At 67.0% G+C, this 20,527-nt stretch carries 18 protein-coding genes; 11 read left to right on the forward strand and 7 right to left on the reverse strand.

Annotated elements, in window-relative coordinates:
- Positions 1-28: 28 nt before the first annotated feature.
- Positions 29-1,240: an amino acid ABC transporter substrate-binding protein gene (locus tag V5F74_RS05040; RefSeq protein WP_394006625.1), complete on the forward strand. Its 1,212-nt coding sequence runs from the start codon at positions 29-31 to the stop codon at positions 1,238-1,240.
- Positions 1,237-2,211: an amidohydrolase family protein gene (locus V5F74_RS05045; protein WP_394006626.1), complete on the forward strand. Its 975-nt coding sequence runs from the start codon at positions 1,237-1,239 to the stop codon at positions 2,209-2,211. The genes V5F74_RS05040 and V5F74_RS05045 overlap by 4 nt, the downstream gene beginning before the upstream one ends.
- Here the strand turns inward: V5F74_RS05045 and V5F74_RS05050 are convergent.
- Genes V5F74_RS05050 through V5F74_RS05065 form a run of 4 tightly spaced genes read right to left on the reverse strand, consistent with a single transcriptional unit; the run spans position 2,208 to position 5,833 of the window.
- Positions 2,208-3,188 carry a DMT family transporter gene (locus tag V5F74_RS05050; RefSeq protein ID WP_394006628.1) on the reverse strand — a complete coding sequence of 327 codons (981 nt, stop codon included), beginning with the start codon at positions 3,186-3,188 and terminating at the stop codon, positions 2,208-2,210. The genes V5F74_RS05045 and V5F74_RS05050 overlap by 4 nt on opposite strands.
- Positions 3,169-4,020: an ABC transporter permease gene (locus tag V5F74_RS05055; protein WP_394006630.1), complete on the reverse strand. Its 852-nt coding sequence runs from the start codon at positions 4,018-4,020 to the stop codon at positions 3,169-3,171. Before V5F74_RS05055 ends, V5F74_RS05050 begins: the two co-directional genes overlap by 20 nt.
- Positions 4,017-4,814 carry an ABC transporter ATP-binding protein gene (locus V5F74_RS05060; RefSeq protein ID WP_029557579.1) on the reverse strand — a complete coding sequence of 266 codons (798 nt, stop codon included), beginning with the start codon at positions 4,812-4,814 and terminating at the stop codon, positions 4,017-4,019. Before V5F74_RS05060 ends, V5F74_RS05055 begins: the two co-directional genes overlap by 4 nt.
- Before the next feature lie 17 nt (positions 4,815-4,831).
- Entirely contained in the window at positions 4,832-5,833 is a 1,002-nt protein-coding gene (locus V5F74_RS05065; protein WP_029557578.1) for an ABC transporter substrate-binding protein, read from the reverse strand.
- A gap of 162 nt (positions 5,834-5,995) precedes the next feature.
- Here V5F74_RS05065 and V5F74_RS05070 point away from each other — a divergent pair, with 162 nt between their 5' ends.
- From V5F74_RS05070 to V5F74_RS05095, 6 genes are read left to right on the forward strand one after another with little or no spacing between them, the layout of a single operon-like run.
- On the forward strand, positions 5,996-8,089 hold the full coding sequence (locus tag V5F74_RS05070) for a hydantoinase/oxoprolinase family protein (protein ID WP_394006632.1): 2,094 nt from the start codon (positions 5,996-5,998) through the stop codon (positions 8,087-8,089).
- Positions 8,090-8,101: 12 nt separating this feature from the next.
- A complete protein-coding gene (locus tag V5F74_RS05075; protein WP_394006634.1) occupies positions 8,102-9,844 on the forward strand; it encodes a hydantoinase B/oxoprolinase family protein in 1,743 nt (580 codons plus the stop codon).
- Positions 9,841-10,704 (forward strand): sugar phosphate isomerase/epimerase family protein, encoded by an 864-nt coding sequence (locus V5F74_RS05080; protein ID WP_394006636.1) that lies wholly within the window; start codon positions 9,841-9,843, stop codon positions 10,702-10,704. The genes V5F74_RS05075 and V5F74_RS05080 overlap by 4 nt, the downstream gene beginning before the upstream one ends.
- Positions 10,705-10,759: 55 nt before the next feature.
- A complete protein-coding gene (locus V5F74_RS05085) occupies positions 10,760-11,506 on the forward strand; it encodes a TetR/AcrR family transcriptional regulator (protein WP_394006637.1) in 747 nt (248 codons plus the stop codon).
- A 55-nt stretch (positions 11,507-11,561) separates the two neighbouring features.
- Positions 11,562-12,647 carry a phosphotransferase gene (locus V5F74_RS05090; RefSeq protein WP_394006639.1) on the forward strand — a complete coding sequence of 362 codons (1,086 nt, stop codon included), beginning with the start codon at positions 11,562-11,564 and terminating at the stop codon, positions 12,645-12,647.
- Positions 12,648-12,663: 16 nt separating this feature from the next.
- Positions 12,664-14,010, forward strand: a complete 1,347-nt coding sequence (locus tag V5F74_RS05095) for an aspartate aminotransferase family protein (protein ID WP_394006641.1) — start codon at positions 12,664-12,666, stop codon at positions 14,008-14,010.
- Positions 14,011-14,055: 45 nt separating this feature from the next.
- Here V5F74_RS05095 and V5F74_RS05100 read toward each other — a convergent pair whose 3' ends face one another.
- The gene (locus V5F74_RS05100; protein ID WP_029557571.1) at positions 14,056-15,390 is read right to left on the reverse strand and encodes an aspartate aminotransferase family protein; all 1,335 of its coding nucleotides are present in this window, start codon (positions 15,388-15,390) and stop codon (positions 14,056-14,058) included.
- A gap of 97 nt (positions 15,391-15,487) precedes the next feature.
- On the opposite strand from V5F74_RS05100, the gene V5F74_RS05105 reads away from it, so the two are divergent.
- Entirely contained in the window at positions 15,488-16,078 is a 591-nt protein-coding gene (locus V5F74_RS05105) for a cupin domain-containing protein (protein WP_394006643.1), read from the forward strand.
- Between the two features lie 4 nt (positions 16,079-16,082).
- Here the strand turns inward: V5F74_RS05105 and V5F74_RS05110 are convergent, their stop codons facing one another.
- The gene (locus tag V5F74_RS05110) at positions 16,083-16,742 is read right to left on the reverse strand and encodes a MarC family protein (RefSeq protein WP_394006645.1); all 660 of its coding nucleotides are present in this window, start codon (positions 16,740-16,742) and stop codon (positions 16,083-16,085) included.
- Between the two features lie 579 nt (positions 16,743-17,321).
- Between V5F74_RS05110 and V5F74_RS05115 the strand changes: the two genes are divergently transcribed.
- Positions 17,322-18,674 (forward strand): MFS transporter, encoded by a 1,353-nt coding sequence (locus V5F74_RS05115; protein WP_394006647.1) that lies wholly within the window; start codon positions 17,322-17,324, stop codon positions 18,672-18,674.
- 74 nt (positions 18,675-18,748) lie between these two features.
- On the forward strand, positions 18,749-19,552 hold the full coding sequence (locus V5F74_RS05120; RefSeq protein ID WP_029557567.1) for a 1,6-dihydroxycyclohexa-2,4-diene-1-carboxylate dehydrogenase: 804 nt from the start codon (positions 18,749-18,751) through the stop codon (positions 19,550-19,552).
- 18 nt (positions 19,553-19,570) lie between these two features.
- On the opposite strand, the gene V5F74_RS05125 is transcribed toward V5F74_RS05120, so the two are convergent.
- Positions 19,571-20,512, reverse strand: coding sequence for a LysR family transcriptional regulator (locus V5F74_RS05125; protein WP_374253416.1), 942 nt, complete (start codon positions 20,510-20,512; stop codon positions 19,571-19,573).
- Positions 20,513-20,527 lie beyond the last annotated feature (15 nt).

Consider the following 20,527-nt stretch of genomic DNA (forward strand, 5'->3'; position numbering starts at 1 on the left):
ACCTTCCGGGACCAGCAGGAGCGAGATGATGCACAGACGAACTCTGGTGAAGAGCGTGGCCGCCCTCGGCCTCGCCGCCCTTTTCGGCGCCGGTACCGCCGCCGCGCAGGAGAAGATCAAGATCGGCGCCGCCGTCAGCCTCACCGGCAACTTCGCCCGCGAAGGCCATTTGCTGAAGAACGGCTACGCCTATTGGGAAAAGCTGGTGAACGACGCCGGCGGCATCAAGGTCGGCGACAAGAAGGTGCCCGTCGAGGTCATCTATTACGACGACGAGAGCAAGCCGCAGACTTCTGCCCGCCTCACCGAGAAGCTGATTACCGAGGACGGCGTGGGCTTCATCCTCGGCCCCTACTCCTCCGGCATCGCCACCGCCACGGCGGCGATCAGCGAGAAGTACAAGGTCATCACCATGACCCCCATGGCGACGGCCGACAGCCTCTACCAGCGCGGCTACAAATACATCTTCTGTCCCGCGCCGCTGGCCTCGACCACGCTCGACCCCATGCTGGCGCTGCTGAAGACGGTGAAGGACTCGCCCAAGACCATCGCCATCGCCGGCCCCGATGACCTCTTCCCCAACGTGTTCGCCGGCGCCGCGCAGAAGAAGGCGGAGGCCGAGGGGCTGAAGGTGGTCTATTCCACCAAGTATCCGAAGGGCTCGGCTGATCTCTCCTCCGTCGCCACGGCGCTGAAGGAGAGCAATCCTGACGTGCTGATCCTCACCGGCTACGTCCAGGATTCCATCCTGCTCATCAAGACGCTGCAGACGCTGAAGGTGAACCCCAAGCTCATCGGCTTCGCCTTCGCGGTGGGCATCCCGGACTTCCTCAACGCCCTCGGCCCGGCGGCGGAAGACCTCTTCGGCGTGCAGATCTGGGATCCGGCGCTGACCTACAAGGGCCCGGTGGTCGCCGACAGCGCGGCCTATGTGGACGGCTTCAAGAAGCAGTTCGGCGGCGAGGTGCCCACCTACATCACCGCCGCCGGCACGGCGGGCGCGCTGTCGCTCCAGCTCGCCATCGAGAAGGCCGGCAGCATCGATCCCGTCAAAGTGCGCGAGGCCATGCTCCAGCTCGACACCGACACCTTCTTCGGCCCGGTCAAGTACAACGACGCCGGCGTGGACGTGAAGGCCTCCGCGGTGGTGGCGCAGGTGCAGGGCGGCAAGGCCGTGCCGGTCTATCCCGCGGCCATCGCGGCGGCGCCGGTGGTCTATCCGCGCAAGCCCTTCCCGTGATCGTCGACGTTCACGCCCATGCCCTCTCGCGCGATTTCCTCGGCGAACTCGCGCGAGAGGGTGCCTTCGGCATCGAGACGTGTCCCGAAGGCTTCCGCTTCGCCGGCTACGGCCCCCTCGATCCGCTGCTGTTCGACACGACGGGTCGGCTCGAAAGCCTGACGCGGCGCGAGATCGGCCTCCAGCTCGTCTCGCCGCCCCCGCGCGTGGTATCCCATGCCGGCTGGGCGGCGGACGGCGCGTTCGCACGGCGGCTCAATGCCCAGACGCTCGCCGCCGCACGGGAGGGTGGCAAAAGGCTCGGCAGCCTCGCCGTGCCCCCCATCGCGGAGCCGGAGCGCTGCGTGGACGCCATCCGCCGCGCGCTGGACGAGGGACATTTGGGGGTTGCCCTGCCGACCTCTGCGGCGGGGCGCCCGCTCGATGATCCGGCGTTTGAGCCCATGTGGGCGGAGTGCGCGCGGCAGGGCTGCATTGTCTTCATGCACCCCACGTCCGGCGTGGACCGGCCGGCCTTCGGCAGCTTCACCATGCTCCAGCTCGTCGGCTGGCCGTCCGAGACCGCGCTGTGCGTGGCCCGCCTCATCTTCTCCGGAGTGCTGGAGCGCCATCCGGGACTGAAGCTGGTGCTGGCCCATGGCGGCGGCACGCTGCCCATGCTCGCCGGCCGGCTGGACCTTGCCTATGAGGCGCCGCTCTATGAGGCGAACCCGGCGTGCCGTGCCCACATCAGCCGGCCGCCATCCCATTATCTCGGCCAGCTCTATTACGACACGGTGGTGGCGCACCCGACCGTGCTGGACTTCCTGCTGAAGCTGGTCGGCCCCGAGCGGGTTGTCTTCGGCACCGATTTTCCGTTCGAGATCGGCGATGCGGAAGGCGCAAAAGCCCTCGCCGCGCTGGACCGGCAAAGCGAGGAGGTGCGCGCCCGCGTGCTCTCCAACGGCGCACGACTCATGGGCCTCGCCTAAGACTGCCGAGCCGAGGGGCGGGGCTCCGTCTTCGCCGGCCCCGCCCCCGTCTGGGTTGAGATCCACAGGCCGGCGAGGATGGCTGCCCCGCCCACCATCTGCAGCGGCGTGATCGTCTCGCCCAGGAGCGTCGCGGACAGAGCGACCGTCGCCAGCGGCGAGAAATAGAGGAAGGGGCCGGCGCGCGCCGCGCCCACCCGCGCGGCGCCATAGATCCAGAAGAGGTTGCCGAGCAGCGTCGGTCCCGCCGCGATGTAGAGCACCGTCAGCGTGACGGGCTCCACCCTTAGCCCGCTCGTGAAGAGATCCTGCCCGCCGAGAAGGAGAAAGACCGCGTAGACAGGACAGAAGACCAGCACGAAGCCGGCGAGCGCCGTGAGCGCCGTCAGGCTCAGGGCCGAGATGCCGATGGGGTTCTGCCCCAGGCTGTAGGTGTAGAAGGCGAACAGCACGGCGGCGGTGATCGAGCAGAGATTGCCCGCGCCGAAATGGAAGACCGCGAGGCCCGTCGGGAGCCCCTTCATCAAAACCAGTGTGACCCCGGCCATGGCGATGAGGATGCCGACGATCTGCGCGAGCCGCGGGCGCATGCGCCCGACGAAGGTGGCGATCAGCAGCACCCAGATGGGGGTCGTCGCATTCAGGAGGCCGACTTCCAGCGCCGGGCTGAGATAGGCGCCGGCATAGAGGCTGACCGAGAAGAGGCCGACACCCACCAATCCCAGCACCGCGATCCGCCCGGCGTTGCGGCGGATCGCGGCACGCTCGCGCAGCAGCCCAGGCAGAGCGATGGGCAACAGCAGGACGAGCGCGATCGCCCAGCGCCAGAAGACGAGGGAAGGCAGCGGCAGGGCATCATGGATCGCCCGCGCCGCTGCGTGGTTGCTGCCCCACAAAAGGGCCGTGGCCAGCAAGGCGAGGATGGCGGAGACGGGCGCCTTCGCCTCGACCGCCACCTCAGTGACCGGAGCCGCCACCGCCGCGCTGCGACACGTGCCAGGGCAGCAGCAGGCGCTCGCACGCCTCGACGACGAAGAACAGCGCCGTGCCCAGCAGGCCGAGCAGCATGAGGCAGACGAACACCCGCGGGGTGTCGAACTGCCCCTGCGCAGTCAGGATGGCGAAGCCCAACCCCTCCGACCCCGCCACGAACTCGCCCACGATGGCCCCCACCAGCGCGAAGGAGATCGCCACCTTCAGGCCCGCGAAGATGCTCGGCAGGGCGTTGGGAAAGCGGATCTTGCGCAGGATGGCGAAGGACGAGGCGCGGCTGGCGCGGGCAAGGTTCACCATGTCCGGATCCACCGACCTCAGGCCCAGCACCGCGTCGATGACGACGGAAAACAGCGCGAGCATGAGCGCGATGGCGATCTTCGGCTCCACGCCCGTGCCCATCCAGATCACGAACAGCGGGGCCAGCGCCACCTTCGGCACGCTGTTGAGCGCGACGAGGAGCGTATAGACCGTGCGCTCGATGAATTTCGAATGGACGATGCCCACCGCCAGCGCGAGCCCCAGCACCACTGCGAGGCCGAAGCCCGCGAGGGTTGTGTAGAGCGTGAAGGCGGACATCTGGAGGAAATAGCCCGGCGACAGCAGGAATTCCTGCCAGATGACGCTGGGCGCCGGCAGGATGATGGGCGCCGGCTTGAAGACGTAGACCGCCGCCTCCCACAGGACGAGCACGGCGATGAGCAGGCCCACCACCATGCCCACTTCCACCAGCGAGGTGGGCAGGCGCTGGGGCATGGGCGGATCGAGAGTCTCGGTGGCGCCATTCTGGGTGGCGCTGTTTCCAGAACCGCTCATGGGGCATCGTCCTTCAGCACGCCGAGGCTGGCGAAGAGGTGGCGGACACGGGCGACATAGCGGCCGAACTCCGGGCTTTCCCGCATGGCGAGATGCCGGGGCCGGGGAAGATCGATGTCGATGACCTCGACGATCCGGCCCGGATTGCGGTCCATGATGACCACCCGGTCGGAGAGGAAGATGGCCTCGGTGATGCCATGGGTCACGAACACCACGGTCTTGCGCGTGTCCTGCCAGATGCGCGCGAGTTCGAGGTTGAGGTCGTCGCGCGTCATGGCATCGAGGGCGCCGAACGGCTCATCCATCAGCAGCAGTTTGGGATCGCAGAGCAAGGCCCGGCAGATGGCGGCGCGCTGGCGCATGCCGCCGGAGAGTTCCCAGGGATGGCGGCTCTCAAATCCGCCGAGCCCGAAGCGCCCCAGCAACGCCAGCGCGCGCTCGCGCACCGCCGGCCCCTTGAGGCCGGCGAATTCCGCGGTGATGAGCACGTTGTCCAGGATGGTCCGCCAGTCCAGCAGCACGTCCCGCTGGAACACGATGCCCATGTCCCGGGGCGGGGCCGTGAGGACGTCGCCGCCCACGCGGATCGTCCCGGCGCTCGTGCCTTCAAGTCCGGCGATACACTTGAGCAGCGTGGACTTCCCGCAGCCGCTCGGCCCGAGGATGGAGACGAACTCCCCCTCGTTGACCTCAAGGTCGATGCCTTTCAGCGCGGTGACGGCGCCGCGCGGCGAGCCGTAGGTTTTGCGCACGCCGGAGATGGAGAGATAGGCCATGGCATTGGCGTCCGTCATCGAGGCGACGTGCGCGTTCACTGGATGAACTCGTTGGTGAAGTAGGTGGCGGGGTCCGTGCCGGGCTTGATCGCGCCCGCGTCCACCGCCGACTTCGCCGCCTTCGCCCAATCGTCCGGCGACTGGTAGCCGATGGGCTTGCCCTTGGTGTTGGGCGTGTCGAAGAAGTCGATGGTGAGCTTGATCTGGTCGGCCAGCACCTTCTTGTCCAGCTTGGCGTTGGGGCGCTGCTTGATGATGGCGTCGGCCGCCTCGTCGATATGGCCGTCGCGGATGTAGGCCCACGCCTTCTGCTGCACCTGGACCAGCTTCTTCAGCGCATCCTTGCGGGTGTCGATGGTCTTCTCGGTGGCGATGAGGCCGTAGCTCGGGAAGGTGATGCCCACGTCTTCGGCAAGGATGGCCTTGGAGGGCCGGTTGGCGGCGGCCACGGGAATGGCGGAGGGCTCGGTGGACATCAGGCCGTCGGCGCGCTTGGCGGTGTAGGTGCCCCACACGGCAGACGGATCGACGAACATCACATTGACGGTGGTGCGGTCGAGGCCGCCCTGCTTGAGCCAGTAGTCGATGAAGGGCGCCCAGGGGCTGGCGGCGAAGACCACGAGGCTCTTGCCCTTGAAGTCGGCGACCTTGGCGACCGGCGAATCCTGATCGACGAGGACCGCAAGGTCGGTCCGCTTGTCGAAGCCGGCGAAGGCCTTGGCGGTGGAGCCGTTCTCCCGCGCCTGCGGCAGCAGGCCGACCTGGATCTGGCCGACATCCGCCTGCCCCGCATTCACCAGCTGAAGCGTGTTGCCGGAGCCGCGACCGTCCTGAATGTCCACGTCGAGGCCGGCATCCTTGAACCACCCCTTTTCCTTGGCGAGGTGCATGCCCGCATGCACGCCCCAGGGCGAGAAATCGAGACGGATCGTCATCTTCTCCTCCGCCGCGGCAGGGCCGGCGGCGAGCGGGCCGGCGAGCAGGGCGGTGGCGGCGGCAGCCCGGACGAGGCGGGCGGCGATGGACGTCATCTTCATTATTGCGATCCCCTCTTCGGCATCGAAATGAGACTATATGGTCCAATATGCCTTGCAAGAGGATTTATGCACCAATCGCAGCAAATGGTTTGTGCAGTTCGTCTCTTGACGCGAATGAGGATCCTAACTAACCATTTGGTCCAATAACGAAGGAGATATGTCGTGGGGACACTCACCGGCCTGGAGCGCACCTCGACCGGCGCCCGCATCGGCGTCGATATCGGCGGCACCTTCACGGACCTCGTGCTCGCGGATGGACGCGGCGCAGTGTTCCACCGCAAGGTCGCCTCGACCCCCGCGGCGCCCGAGGAAGCGGTTCTGGAGGGCGTCGCCGCCATCATCGCCGATGCCCGGCTGACGCCCGGCGAGGTGACGGAGGTGGTGCACGGCACCACCGTGGGCTCCAACACCCTGCTGCAGAAGGTCGGCGCCCCCACCGGCCTCATTACCACCAAGGGCTTTCGCGACGTGCTGGAGATCGGCCGGCTGCGCACGCCGTCCATGTTCGATCTTCAATGGGAAAAGCCGGTTCCGCTGGTTGCCCGCCGCCATCGCAAGGAGGTGTCCGAGCGCATCGCGGCCGACGGCACCATCCTCGTGCCGTTGGATGAGGCAGCCGTGCTCGAAGCCGCGCAAGAGCTGGTGGATGCGGGCATCTTCTCCTTTGCCGTCTGCTTCCTCAACAGCTACCGCAATCCCGCCCACGAGCAGCGCGCCGCCACCCTGATCGCCGAGCACTTCCCGCAGGTGCGCGTCACGAGTTCCATCTCGGTGCTGCCCGAAGCCAAGGAATATGAGCGCACCAGCACCACCGTCGTGAACGCCTACGTGCGGCCGGTGCTCGAGGCCTATCTCACGCGCCTGGAGCGCGGCCTTGCCGATGCCGGCATCGATGCGCCCCTGCTGGTGTGCAACTCCAACGGCGCCCTCGCCTCCTCTGGCACCGCGCGGGAAAAGCCGGTGTTCTTCATCTCGTCCGGCCGGGCGGCCGGCGTGGTCGGGGGCTCGCGCCTCGGCGCGGCGCTGGACATCAAGGATCTCGTGGTCTTCGACATGGGCGGCACCACCGCCTCCGCCTCGCTGGTGCAGAACGGCGAGCTGACGCGCGTGAGCGAATACGAATTCCGCGCTGGCATCTCCACGCCCAGCCGCTTCATCAAGGCCGGCGGCTACATGATGAGCGTGCCCACCGTGGACGTGGCCGAGGTCGGTTCCGGCGCCGGCTCTATCGCCTATGTGGACCAGGGCGGGCTGATGCGCGTGGGCCCCGTCTCGGCCGGCGCCGACCCTGGCCCCGCCTGTTACGGCATCGGCGGCTCGCGGCCCACGGTGACGGACGCCAATCTCCTGCTGGGATACCTTCCCGCCCAGCTCGCCGGCGGCTCGCGCGCCCTGTCAGTGGAGGCGGCTCGCACGGCCATCGCCCGCGATCTCGCCGACCCGTTCGGCCTCACGCCGGAGGATGCCGCCTGCGGCGTGCGCGACGTGGTGAACGCCAACATGGCCCGCGCCATCCGCGCCGTGACGGTGGAGCGCGGCGTCGATCCGCGCGACTTCACGCTGGTGGCCATCGGCGGCTCCGGCCCCGTCCATGCGGCGGACATCGCGCGCCTTTTGTCCATGCCCCGCGTGCTAGTGCCCGCCTCGCCCGGCGTGTTCACCGCCATGGGCATGCTGGCGGGGGATGTGGAGCGCTATTTCATCCGCCCGTTCGCCGTGAAACTCGCCGATTTCCAGCCGGCCGAGGCCGAGACGGCCTTCGCTACGCTGGAAGCGGATGCCCGTGCCGCCCTCGCCAGCGAGGACGTGGCCGAGCACCTGATTAGTGTGACGCGCGAGGTGGACATGCGCTTCCGTGGCCAGGAAATGTCCCTCTCCGTGCCCTATCTGGCGGACCGGGATGCGCTGCACGCGGCCTTCAAGGCGGCCTATGAGGCCATCTACAGCTACTCCTCCTCCGACACCATCGAGGTGGTGAGTCTGCGGGTGATCGGCCGAGGCCTCAGGCCCGGCAAGATCGACTTCCGCGCCGCCCAGGCTCGTGGGGAAGGTTCGAGCGAACCGGAGAGCATCCGCAAGGTCTATTACGGCGCGGAGCAGGGCCACATCGACACGCCGGTCTATGTGCGCACGCGCTGCCCCGCCCGCATCGTCGGCCCCGCCGTCATCGAGGGGGCGGACAGCACCGTGGTGGTGCCCCCCGGCGCCACCGCCGAGGCGGATGCCCACGCCAATCTCCTGATCACCCTCGCCTGACGGGATCGCGCCATGCTCGACCAGACCGACAAGACCATCGATCCCGTCACCTTCGCGGTGCTCAAGAGCGCGTTCGAATCCATCGTGGACGACATGGCCTACACGGTCATGCGCACCGCCCGCTCCCCTATCGTGCGCGACGTGCTCGATTATTCCGCCACCATGTGCGACGCAAAGGGGCGCATCCTCGCCCAGGCGAAGACGGTGGCGCTGCATCTCGGCGCCGTGCCGGACGCCATGGAGGCGATCCAGCGCCACTATGGCGACGACCTCAATCCCGGCGACGTCATCATCCTGAACGACCCCTATGACGGCGGAATGCACCTGCCGGATATCTTCATGTTCAAGCCCATCTTCGATGGCGCGCAGCACATCGGCTATGCCGTCGTGATCTGCCACCATTGCGACGTGGGCGGCCGCGTGCCGGGTTCCAACGCCTCGGATTCCACCGAGATCTTCCAGGAGGGGCTGCGCATTCCGCCCTTGAAGCTGCTCGACAAGGGCGTGCGCAACAAGACCCTCTTCGACATCATCTCGAAGAATGTGCGCCTGCCCGATCTCGTCATCGGCGACCTTGAGGCACAGCTGGCCACGTGCGCCCTGGGTGAGCGCGAGTTCCTGCGGCTCACCGAGAAGTACGGCATTCCGCTGGTGGAGAAATTCCTTGCGGAGTTCCTGGACTATGGCGAGCGCCTCGTGCGCAAGGCCTTCGCCGCCTGGCCGGACGGCGACTATTCCTTCACCGACTACATCGATGGCGACGGCTTCGACGAGAGCGAAATCCCGATCCATGTGACCATCACGGTCAAGGGCGACCACATCGGCGTGGATTTCGAAGGCTCGTCGCCGCAGGTGAAGGGCGCGATCAATTCGACGCTCTCGTTCGTGAAGTCAGCCACCTACCTCGCCGTGCGCTGCGTGCTGGACCCCGATGTGCCGAACAATGCGGGTCTCTATCGCTGCATCGACGTGAGCGCGCCGAAGGGCAGCGTGCTCAATCCCGAATTCCCCGCGCCCGTCGCCGCCCGCGCCCTCACCGGCTACCGCGTGGTGGACACGGTGCTCGGCGCCCTGGCCGGCATCGTTCCCGAGCGGGTGTGCGCCGCAGGCGAAGGCGGCAACACGGTGGTCTGCCTCGGCGGCTACGACACCGAAACCCGCGAGCCCTTCATCGTGGTCGACATGATCAACGGAGCGCTCGGAGCGCGGGCGACACGGGACGGCATCGACGCGGTGACGAACCCCTCGCAGAACATGTCGAACATGCCGGTCGAGATCATGGAGGCGACCTATCCGCTCATGATCGAGGAATATGCGCTGCGCGACGATTCCTGCGGCGCCGGCCGCACGCGGGGCGGGCTTGGCGTGGTCCGTCAGTATCGCCTGCTGGCCGATGAGGCGGTGATGCAGCTGCGGGCGGACCGCTACGCCCATGCGCCCTACGGCCTGTTCGGCGGCAAGCCGGGCGCGCTCTCGCGAAACCTCCTGTCCGAGGCCGGCAATTTCGAGCTGCTGGCCAGCAAGGTCACGCGCAACGTGACCAAGGGCACAGTGATCCGCCACGAGCAGGCCGGAGGCGGCGGCTATGGCGATCCCCTGACGCGCCCGCCTGAAGCCGTGCTGGAGGATGTGCTGGACGGCAAGATCAGCCCCGCCTATGCCCGCGACGGCTTCGGCGTGCTGGTGGTGAACGGTGCCGTCGATGCCCACGCGACAGCCGCGCTGCGCAGCGCCATGGCAGGGAACGGATCATGAGCATCGTGCCCGGCGATTTTTCCCGCTTCGCCATCAACCAGATCACCACGCCCTCCCTCTCCCTCGCGGAGGCGGTGGACACCTATGCGCGGCATGGGGCTCGCGGCATCGGGGTCTGGAACCAGTATCTGGACGGCATCGCCCCGGCCGCCGCCGGCCGGCTGATCCGCGACGCCGGGCTGTTCGTCCCCTGCCTGTGCACGACGGCGTGGGTCAATCTGGCCGATCCCCTCGCCCATGCAGCGGCCATCGACGAAAACCGCAGGCGACTCGACGCGGCGCACGATCTCGGCGCAGCGTGCCTCGTCGTGGTGCCCGGCGGCCTCGCCACCGGCGAGAAGGACATCGGCGCGGCCCGCAGCCGGGTGGCGGACGCGCTGGCCGAGCTTCTGCCCCATGCCCGCGCCGCTGGCGTCGCCCTCGGCCTCGAACCCCTGCATCCCATGTTCGCGGCCGATCGCTCTTGCCTCAACACCTTCCGCCATTGCCTCGACCTGGTCGAGGTCATGGGCGCGGGTACCGGCATCGTGGCCGACGTGTACCATTGCTGGTGGGATCCGGACTTCGCGGCGGGCCTGAAGGCAGCCGGCGCCGCGCGCATCCTCACCTTCCACCTGTGCGACTGGCTGGTGCCGACGCGCGATGTCTATCAGGACCGCGGCATGGTGGGCGAAGGCGTCATCGACATCGCCTTCTATCGCCGTCTCCTGGACGAGCTCGCATATGACGGCCCGTTCGAGATCGAGATCTTCTCGAAGCTCGACTGGTGGACCCGTGATGCCGCCGAAACGACGCGCATCAGCCTGGAACGGTGCGAGCCGTTCGTCGCACCACGCGCCCAAGCGGCAGTTTGCGGTTGACGGAGCCGATGTCGCGCATCCTCATGACATCATGGTCGAAAAGGAAGGCTCGGTCGTGAGCGAGAAGCCCCGCAAGCGCGATTCCATCGGAACGCAGGACAAGATCCTCGCGGCTGCGCAGATGGAGTTTGCCCGGCGGGGTTACGATGGGGCGCGGGTGGACGCCATCATCGCCCGCGCCAAGATCAGCAAGAACCTGCTTTATCATCACTTCAGCTCCAAGGAGGAGCTGTATGTGAAGGTGCTGGAGCGCACCTACGAGGCCATGCGCCGCCGGCAGGAGGAAATCCCCCTCACCGGCCTCGAACCCGTGGCTGCGATCCGCCGCCTGTGCGACGCGACGTTCCAGACCTTCATCGAGGAGCCCGAGGTCATCGTGATGATGAACTCGGAGAACATCCATCGCGGGCGCCATGTCGCCAAGTCGCCGATCATCCGCCAGCTTTACAGCCGTCTCGCCGGCGCCGTGGACGCCATCCTGCGGGAGGGTGAGCGCAAGGGGGTGTTCCGGCCGGGCGTGGACGCCATCGATCTCTACATCTCCATCTCGGCGATGGGCTATTTCTACATCTCGAACCGATTCACTTTGTCCATGATCTTTGACCGCGACCTGATGCGCCCGGACTTTCTGGAGCAGCACAGGAAGACCATCATCGACATGACCCTCGCCTATCTCACCGAGGGCGCCCCCAACCCGCCTGCGGACGGCGGCGAGGCGCCGCAAGGGGCTTCGGGGAACGCGATGCCCAAACCCGAAATCGCGGCGCCCGGCCGCAGGAAGCGCGTGATCGCCAAGGTCTGACGCCCGCCCGCCGACGCAACAGAGCGACACCGCCCCCGAGGAAGCACGACACGACATGCCGACCCCGCCTTTCACCGCGCCCGATAGCCTTCTCATGGCCGGAGGGCTGGCCACCGCCTTCCGCTCCATTCCGCAGGAGGAGGCGGTCGCCGTCCTCACCCGCCACTTCGGCGTGGCGGGGACTTTGACGCGGCTCGATACCGAGAAGGACGATACCTTCCTCGTGAACGGCGCGCGGGGCCGCCACATCGCCAAATTCTCCAATCCGGACGAGGACCCACGCGAGATCTCGCTGCAAGCCGAACTGCTCGACCACGTGGCCAAGGCCGATCCTCTCCTGCCGGTGCCGCGGGTGGTGCAGACGCAGGCGGGCGAAGCGTTCCTGTCCCACGAAGACGGACACGGGCAGGTGCGGCTGGTGCGGGTGCTGACCTATCTCGAGGGCACGCCGCTCGACCGGCTCGAGGCGACCGGAGAAGAGCGCGAGAAGCTGGGGGCCATCCTCGCCCGCCTGCGTCTGGCCATGGCCCGCTTCTCCCACCCCCACGACACCCGCGAGATCGCCTGGGACGTGCAGCATCTGCCCAAGCTTGCCTTCCTGGTGGAACGGATGGAGGACAGGGACCGCCGTCGCCAGCTCGAACGCGGGCTCGATCGCTTCATCACGCTGCAAGGCCGGCTCGCGGCCTGCCGCACGCAGGTCCTGCACAATGATTTCAGCCGCTCCAACGTGGTGGTGGATCGCGGACGGCCGCAGTTCATCTCCGGCATCATCGATTTCGGCGACGTCGTGCGCACCGCCATCGTCATCGACCTCTCGACCGCGCTTCTCAACCAGCTCAGCCCGGTGGGATCGGACGGCATGTTCGACGCCGGCCGCGACCTGTTGCGCGGCTACCTCGGCGTGGCCGACCTGACGCCGGACGAACTGCAGCTTCTGCCGCACATGATCATGGCCCGCGTGGTGGCCCGCGCGCTCATCACCACCTGGCGGGCGGAGCAGTTCCCCGACAACGCGACCTATATCCTGCGCAACACGCACCAGAGCTGGTCGCAGCTGGACCATTTCCTCAGCCGCTCCATCGAGGAGGTCAGCGAGACCTTTCTCAGCGTTCGACCCCGCATTCAGTCCGCCACGTGAAGGAGGCGTTTCCGACATGACCCAAGTGAAGGAACGCAAGACCAACGTCGGGATGGTGAACGGCTTCGATCCGTCCAACATCTCCGCCCTCGATCCCGCGACACGGGACATGGTGGCGCGCCGTCAGGCGCTGCTCGGCCCGGCCTACCGCCTCATGTACGCCCATCCGGTGGAGATCAAGCGCGCAAAGGGCACCCTTCTCTGGGACAGCGCGGGCAACGAATATCTCGACGCCTACAACAACGTCGTGTCCGTTGGCCACTGCCATCCCCGGGTGGTGGAGGCGGTTTACGAACAGATGCAGACCCTGTGCACGCATACGCGCTATCTGCAGGACGGCATCCTCGATTTCGCGGACGAGATCGTGCCGACCTTCGGCGACCCCATCCGCCACATCATGTTCACCTGCACCGGGTCGGAGGCCAACGACCTCGCGCTGCGGATCGCCATGCACCACACCGGGCGTAAGGGCATCGTCATCACGTCCGAAGCCTATACGGGCAATTCCTTCCTCACCGCCGGCCTGTCGCCGTCGCTCGGGAAGAAGTCGCCGCTCGGTGAATGGGTGCGGCGGATTCCGGGGCCGGATTCCTACCGCATGAGCCACGCGGAGATCGCGGCGACGCTCATCCGCCAGCTGAAATACGAGATCGAGGAACTGGAGCGGCGGGGCGAGGGGCTGGCCGCCTTCATCGCCGATTCCCTGTTTTCGTCGGACGGCATCTATGCCGATCCGACCGACATTCTCGGACCCATCGCGGAGGTGGTGCGCGCCGCCGGCGGCGTGGTGATCGCCGATGAGGTGCAGGCGGGCTTCGGCCGTTCCGGAGACACGTTCTGGGGCTTCCAGCGCCACGGCCTTCAGCCGGATATCGTCACCATGGGCAAGCCCATGGGCAACGGCTTCCCCGTCGCCGCGGTAGCCGTCGCGCCGCACGTCATCGAGCGTTTCGGCAACGAGATGCGCTATTTCAACACCTTCGGCGGCAATACCGTGGCCATCGCCGCCGCGCGGGCGACCTTCGATGTGCTGAAGTCGGAGGGGTTGCAGGAGAATGCGGCCCGCATCGGACAGATGATCCGGGAGGGCATCCGGGAGATCGCCAAATCCGATGAGCGGATCGGCGATATCAGGGGCGCGGGCCTCTATATCGGCGTGGAATTCGTGAAGGACCGATCCACCAAGGAGCCAGACTCAGCGACCGCCCTCGCGGTGGTGGACGGGCTGCGCCAGCGCCGGGTGCTGATCTCGGCGACCGGGTATCATGCGAACACGCTGAAGATCCGGCCGCCGCTCGTGTTCTCGGCGGCGGATGCCGATCGCCTCCTCACCACCCTGGCCGAGACCCTGAAGGCCTTTTGATCGGGCCAGCCGCCGCAAAATCCTTGCGGTGGCTGGGCTTCACCGTCAGGCGGCGGTCTTCAGCGTGTCGGCGATGATCGAGACGATGGTGTCGATCTGCTCCTTCTCGACGATCAGGGGCGGCGACAAGGCGATGATATCGCCGGTGACGCGGATGAGGAGCCCCTTACGGAAGCACTCAACGAAGACGTCATAGGCCCGCGCACCCGGTGCGCCGTCACGCGAGCGAAGCTCGATGGCGCCGACGAGGCCGAGGTTGCGGATATCCGCCACATGCGGCAGGCCCTTCAGGGAATGCAGGGCCTCCTGCCAATAGTCCGCAAGCGCCGCACCGCGGGTCAGGAGCCCTTCCTCGGCATAGATGCCCAGCGTCGCAAGCCCGGCCGCGCACGCCACCGGATGGCCGGAATAGGTGTAGCCGTGGAACAGCTCGATCTGGCTTTCCGGGCCGGTCATGAGGCCATCGTGGACCTTCCGCGAGGCGAAGACGGCGCCCATGGGAATGGCGCCGTTGGTCAGGCCCTTGGCGGTGGTCACGATATCCGGTGTCACGCCGAAATAGTCCGTCGCGAACGGCGTGCCGAGGCGGCCGAAGCCGGTGATGACCTCATCGAAAATCAGCAGGATGCCGTACTTGTCGGCGATGGCCCGCAGGCGCTCCAGATACCCCTTCGGCGGCAGGATGACGCCGGCCGACCCGGCCATGGGCTCGACGATGACCGCCGCGATGGTCTCGGCGCCGTGCAGGGCGACCAGCCGCTCCAGATCCTCGGCCAGTTCGATGCCATGGGCCGGCAGGCCCTTCGAGAAGGCGTTGCGCTCGGTGTCAAGCGTGTGGCGCATATGGTCGGCGGGGATCTGCGGGAAAACCCTGCGGTTGTTGACGAGGCCGCCCACCGAAATGCCGCCGAATCCGACGCCGTGGTAGCCCTTCTCACGGCCGATGACGCGGGTGCGGGTGCCCTGCCCGATGGCCCTCTGATAGGCGATGGCGATCTTGAGCGCCGTATCCACCGATTCCGAACCCGAGCCGGTGAAGAACACGCGGTCGAGACCGCCCTCCTTCCCGCCCGGCGCGATGGCGGCGAGCTTCTCGGCGAAGGCGAAGACGATGGGATGGCCCATCTGGAAAGTGGGCGCGAAATCGAGTTCGCCCAGCTGGCGTGCAACCGCCTCCGCAATCTCCTTGCGGCCATGGCCGGCATTGACGCACCAAAGCCCGGCGGTACCGTCCAGAACCGTGTTTCCGTCGATATCGGTGTAGTACATGCCCTGAGCGCCCGACAGCAGCCGGGGTGCGGCCTTGAACTGGCGGTTCGCCGTGAACGGCATCCAGAAATTCTCGAGATTGGGCTGGTTGGTCCGGACGTGAAGGGTCATGCCGCTCTCCTCATGGCTGCCTTCACATCGGCCAATTGGCGAGACTGAACAAGTCGTTTTCTGAAGCCATCTATCTCATTGAAAATATGTACATCTGATGGCATTGTTTTCGATACTCGCAACACCCGAAACGGGGACCTCCGCCATGGACATCGGGGACCGGCTGCGCCAGCTGCGGCTCCTGCACGGCATCTCCCAGCGCGAACTGGCCAAGCGGACGGGCGTGACGAACTCGACCATCTCGCTGATCGAGTCGAACACCTCGAACCCCTCGGTCGGCGCCTTGAAGCGGATTCTGGAGGGCATCCCCATCGGCCTCGCCGAGTTCTTCGCGTTCGAGCCGGAGGCGCCGAAGCAGACATTCTATGCCGCCGAGGAACTCACCGAGATCGGCAAGGGCGCGATCTCCTATCGCCAAGTGGGCGAGCGCCTGTTCGGCCGCAAGCTGCAGATTCTCAAGGAATGCTATCAGCCGGGAGCCGACACCGGCGTCGTCCCGCTGGTCCACGAGGGCGAGGAAGGCGGCATTGTCCTGTCCGGCCGGCTGGAGGTGACGGTCGACGCCGTGCGGCGCATCCTGGGTCCCGGCGACGCCTATTATTTCGAGAGCCGCCGCCCGCACCGCTTCCGCTGCATCGGCCCGCGCCCCTGCGAGGTCATCAGCGCCTGCACGCCGCCGAGCTTCTGACGGCCTATCCGGCGTGCGCGAGCCAGGCCGGGAAGAGGTGGGCCAGCGCGGCGCTCAGCATCTCCATGGCGATAGCGGCGAGAACGATGCCCATCAAGCGCTTGGAAATGCTCAGCGCGGTCGGAGAGAGGATGGAAGAGAGGGCGGGTGCCGCAGCCATTGCGATGCCGAAGAACACCACGTAGCCGATGAGCCCGAGATAGAACCCCGCCTGCCCGCCCGCGGTGGTGCTGGAGCCGGAGAAGATGATGATTGTCGTCATCGTTCCCGGCCCGATGGAAAGGGGAATGCCCAGCGGGTAGACGCCGAGGCTGGAAGCGGAGCTGAAGGTCTTCTTTTCCGCCTCCGTGCCGGCGTGCGCACTGTGTTCCTCGCCGCTGAGCATGGAGAGCGCGAGGAGCAGCACGATGAGGCCGCCCGCCAGCTGGAAGTGGGTGACATCGATGCCGAACATGCCCAGCACGAACCGTCCGCCCAATGCGCAGACAAGGCAGCCGAGCGCCACCGTCGCGTTCAGCACCAGCATGGTGCTGCGCCGCTCGGCCGGCGAGCGGTCCGCCGTCAGGCTGAGGAACACCGGGATGATCGTCAGCGGATTCATGATGGCGAAGAGCGCCGCGAACAGCTTGGCGGACAGCGTCAGATCGATACCGGCAAAGTTCACGTCGCAAGCCCCCTGCGGCGGACGAGTCAGGATGCCACCGTCCCTAGGTGTTTAATCCCGGCATGTGGTGGGTTGGAGTGAGCGTGAAACATTCTGGCTCTGAAGTCCATCGTTTGGAAACCGGAACGGAGGATCGTCCCCTCGGAAGGCAGGTTGAGGCGTTCCGCCGATGCCGCAGGACAGAGACCACGCGGGACAGCTTCGACGGGAAGCGCCCAACAACCGGCCCTCGCCCCAGAAATATTGCGGCGCAATATTGAATAAATCATGCAGGACAACCATGCGGTGTCGCACCTGTTACATACTCAATAAGTATCGAAACATACCCAGTTGATCTTAGAGAATGCGCCTCCGCGCGTATAGCTTCACGCTGCGGCCATACCCGGGCTGGAAGCGCTCACCTCCCTCCCGGAACACTATGGCGGTGCCTCGTCTCCATCCGGGCCCGCACCATGCCACTTCCCGCGTCGGCGGGGCGACGGCATGCCGAGACCGGGACTCTTCCTGTCGCTGACGGCGCCTCGTTCGCGAACGACGCCACGGCGATGAGCAACAAGCAAAACCATTGAGGAAAGCCCGATGCCAAACCGCCTTCCGCTCACGCGGGATGTCAAGGAGATCATCGACGCTGGGTCAATGACCGGTGCCCGGTGGGCCGTGGTCGGACTGTGTTTCGTCATTGCCCTGCTCGACGGCTTCGACACCCAGTCGATCGCCTTCATCGGGCCGGCCATCGCGCAGGATTTCAAGATGAATCCTGCTGACATGACCTGGGTCATCACGGCCAGCATCATCGGCATGGCGATCGGCGCCATCGGGCTCGGCAGCTTCGGCGACCGATTCGGCCGCCGCAAGGCGATCATGATCGCCATCGCCCTGTTCGGTGCCTTCTCGCTGGCCGGCGCCTATGCGACCTCTCCCACCCAGATCATCGTGCTGCGCTTCCTGATCGGCCTCGGCATGGGCGGAGCGACGCCCTCCGTGCTCGCGCTCACCGGCGAGTACAGCACCGCACCGAAGCGCGGGCTCATGATTACGGCCGTGCTGCTCGGCCTGCCCGCCGGTGCGATGCTGGGCGGCCTCATCGCGGCGAGCTGGCTGCCCTTGCTCGGCTGGCGGGGCATCTTCCTGCTCGGCGGCGCGCTTCCGCTCGCCTTGCTGGTCGTCATCTACGCCCTCCTGCCGGAATCCCCTGCCTTCCTCGTGTCCCGCAACAAGGCCGGCGACCAGGATCAGGCGCGGCGCCTGCTGGCGCGGATGACCGGCCAGATCGTGCCCGCCGACGTGCAGATCATCAGCCCGGTCAAGGTGGAGAACGGCGCATCCATCGCCGGCCTGTTCGAGGCGCGCTATCGCAGTGTCACGCTCGCGATTTCCGCGATCTACCTGTTCAACTGGATTGCGTGGTTCCTGCTGTTGCAGTGGCTGCCCACCGCGTTGACCACGCTGGGCCTCGAGAAGGCGCAGGCGGCGTATGGCACGGTCACGGTCAATGCCGCTTTCATCGCCATGGCGCTGCCGCTGTCGGCGCTCCTGCCCAAGGTTGATCCGCGCAAGCTGTTGACTGTGATGTTCATGGTCGGCATTGCCGTGGCGATCGGCCTCGGTTTTGCGGGCGACCGCTGGCCCGTGGTCTTCGTCCTGATCGCCCTTGCGGGCTTCGGCATCGGCGGCCAGCAGCTCGTGCTGAACTACCTGATCGCCAACGCCTATCCGACGCAGCTGCGGGCCACGGCCACCGGCTGGGGCATCGGCATCGGGCGTTCGGGCGCCATCGTCGGCTCGGCCGTCGGCGGGCAGCTCCTGTCCGGCGCCGGTCCGTCGGGATACTTCATGGCGCTGGCGATCCCCCTCGCACTCGCCGCGTTCGCCACCCTCACGGTGCGCCGGACGTCCAGCGAGGGCGCAGCTGTTCCTGCCGCCTCGCACTGAGTGCGCTCCCGCGGGGCCTCCAGCGGCCCCGCGGGTCTCCGCCCGAGATCCAGCCGCACAGAAGGGGAAAACCCGTGTCGGACCAGACCACCCGCCCTCAACGCTTCGCAGGCAAGAGCCTTGTCGTCACCGGCGCCGCCCAGGGTGTCGGCAAGCAGGTCGCGCTGGACGCCGCCGCCGAGGGAGGCCGCGTGCTGGTGGTGGATCGCTCGCCCATCGTCGCCGAGGTGGCCGCCGAGATCGAGGCAGCCCATGGCGCGGGCCGCGCCGTGGCGATGGTGGAGGATCTTGAGACCTACGCGGGCAACGACCGGGTGATGGCCAAGGCCGATGCCGCGTTCGGCAAGATCGACGTGCTGGTGACCAATGTGGGCGGCGCCATCTGGATGCGGCCGTTCCAGGAGTTCGACGAGCGCCAGATCACGGCCGAGATCAGCCGCTCCCTGTTTCCCACCCTGTGGGGCTGCCGCACCGCTTTGCCCTACATGCTGCGCGAGGGGCGCGGGGCGATCGTGAACGTGTCGTCCATCGCCACCAAGGGCATCAACCGCATTCCCTATTCGGCGGCCAAGGGCGGCGTGAACGCCCTCACCGCCTCCCTTTCGTTCGAACTCGCGGGCACCGGCATCCGTGTGAACGCGGTCGCGCCGGGCGGGGTTTCGGCACCGCCCCGCCGCGTGCCGCGCGGCACCGATCCCATCTCCGAGCAGGACAAGGCGTGGATGCAGGAGGTGGTGGACCAGACCCTGCGCGCCACCCATCTCGGCCGCTATGGCGAGCTTCAGGAGATCGCCGCCGCGATCCTGTTCCTCGCCTCCGACGAGGCCTCCTACATTACCGGGACCGTGCTGCCCGCGGGCGGCGGCGACCAGGGCTGACAGGCGGCGGCCCCGAGCCTATTCGGCGAAGGACGGCCGCGTCGGCAGATTGTGCTCGGCGCTGAGCCAGGGCGGATTTTCCGCATACATCTCCTTGATGACCTCCTTCACCAGATCGATGTAGGGCGAGGTATCGCCCACCCGGTGATAGAGGATGACGGGAGATGTGGCGCGTTCCCCCTCGAGCAACCGGTAATGCACGTCGCTGCGCATCTGCCGCGCCGATGAGGGGATGACGCACAGACCGGTTTCGGCTGCGACGAGGCCGAGCGCGGTCTGAATTTCGCGCACCTCCTGCACCTCCGCCGGCCGGACATCGTGCCCGTGCAGCAGATTGAGCACCTGATCGGCATAGCCCGGGCGCGGCTCTTTCGGATAGACGATGAGCTTCTGGCCGGTCAGCGCACTGATGGGCAGGGGCGCGCTGTCCTGGGCCAGCGGCGTATCCTTGGGGATGGCGACGGTCAGGCGCTCCTCGCGCAGCACGATCTCCACCACACCGGAATCGCTGTGGTGCAGGCGCCCGAAGCCGATGTCGATGCGCCCTTCCTTCAGGGCCGGAATCTGCTGAACGGACATCATCTCCAGCACCTGGATCTCGATATCCGGCGTCCGGTGGCGCAGCTTGCGCACCAGCGAGGGCAGCCCGCCATAGAGGGTGGACGCCACGAAGCCGATGGACAGCACGCTGTTCTGGTTCAGCCCCACGCGCCGCGTCGCCGCGCGCATCTGTTCGACCCGCCCCAGCACCTGCAAGGCCTGCTCGTAGAACAGCCGGCCCGCCTCCGTCAGCCGCACCGGACGGCTGTTGCGGATGAGGAGGGCGACGCCCAGTTCGTCCTCCAGCGCCTGAATCTGACGGCTCAAGGGCGGCTGGGCGATGTTGAGCTGCTCGGCGGCGCGGGTGAAATTGCGCTCCCGCGCAACCCCAACGAAATACCGAAGCTGGCGAAGATCCATCCCACGCCCCCTCCG

It is taken from the genome of Xanthobacter aminoxidans (genome assembly GCF_043193615.1).
In the GTDB taxonomy this organism is placed as follows: domain Bacteria; phylum Pseudomonadota; class Alphaproteobacteria; order Rhizobiales; family Xanthobacteraceae; genus Xanthobacter; species Xanthobacter aminoxidans.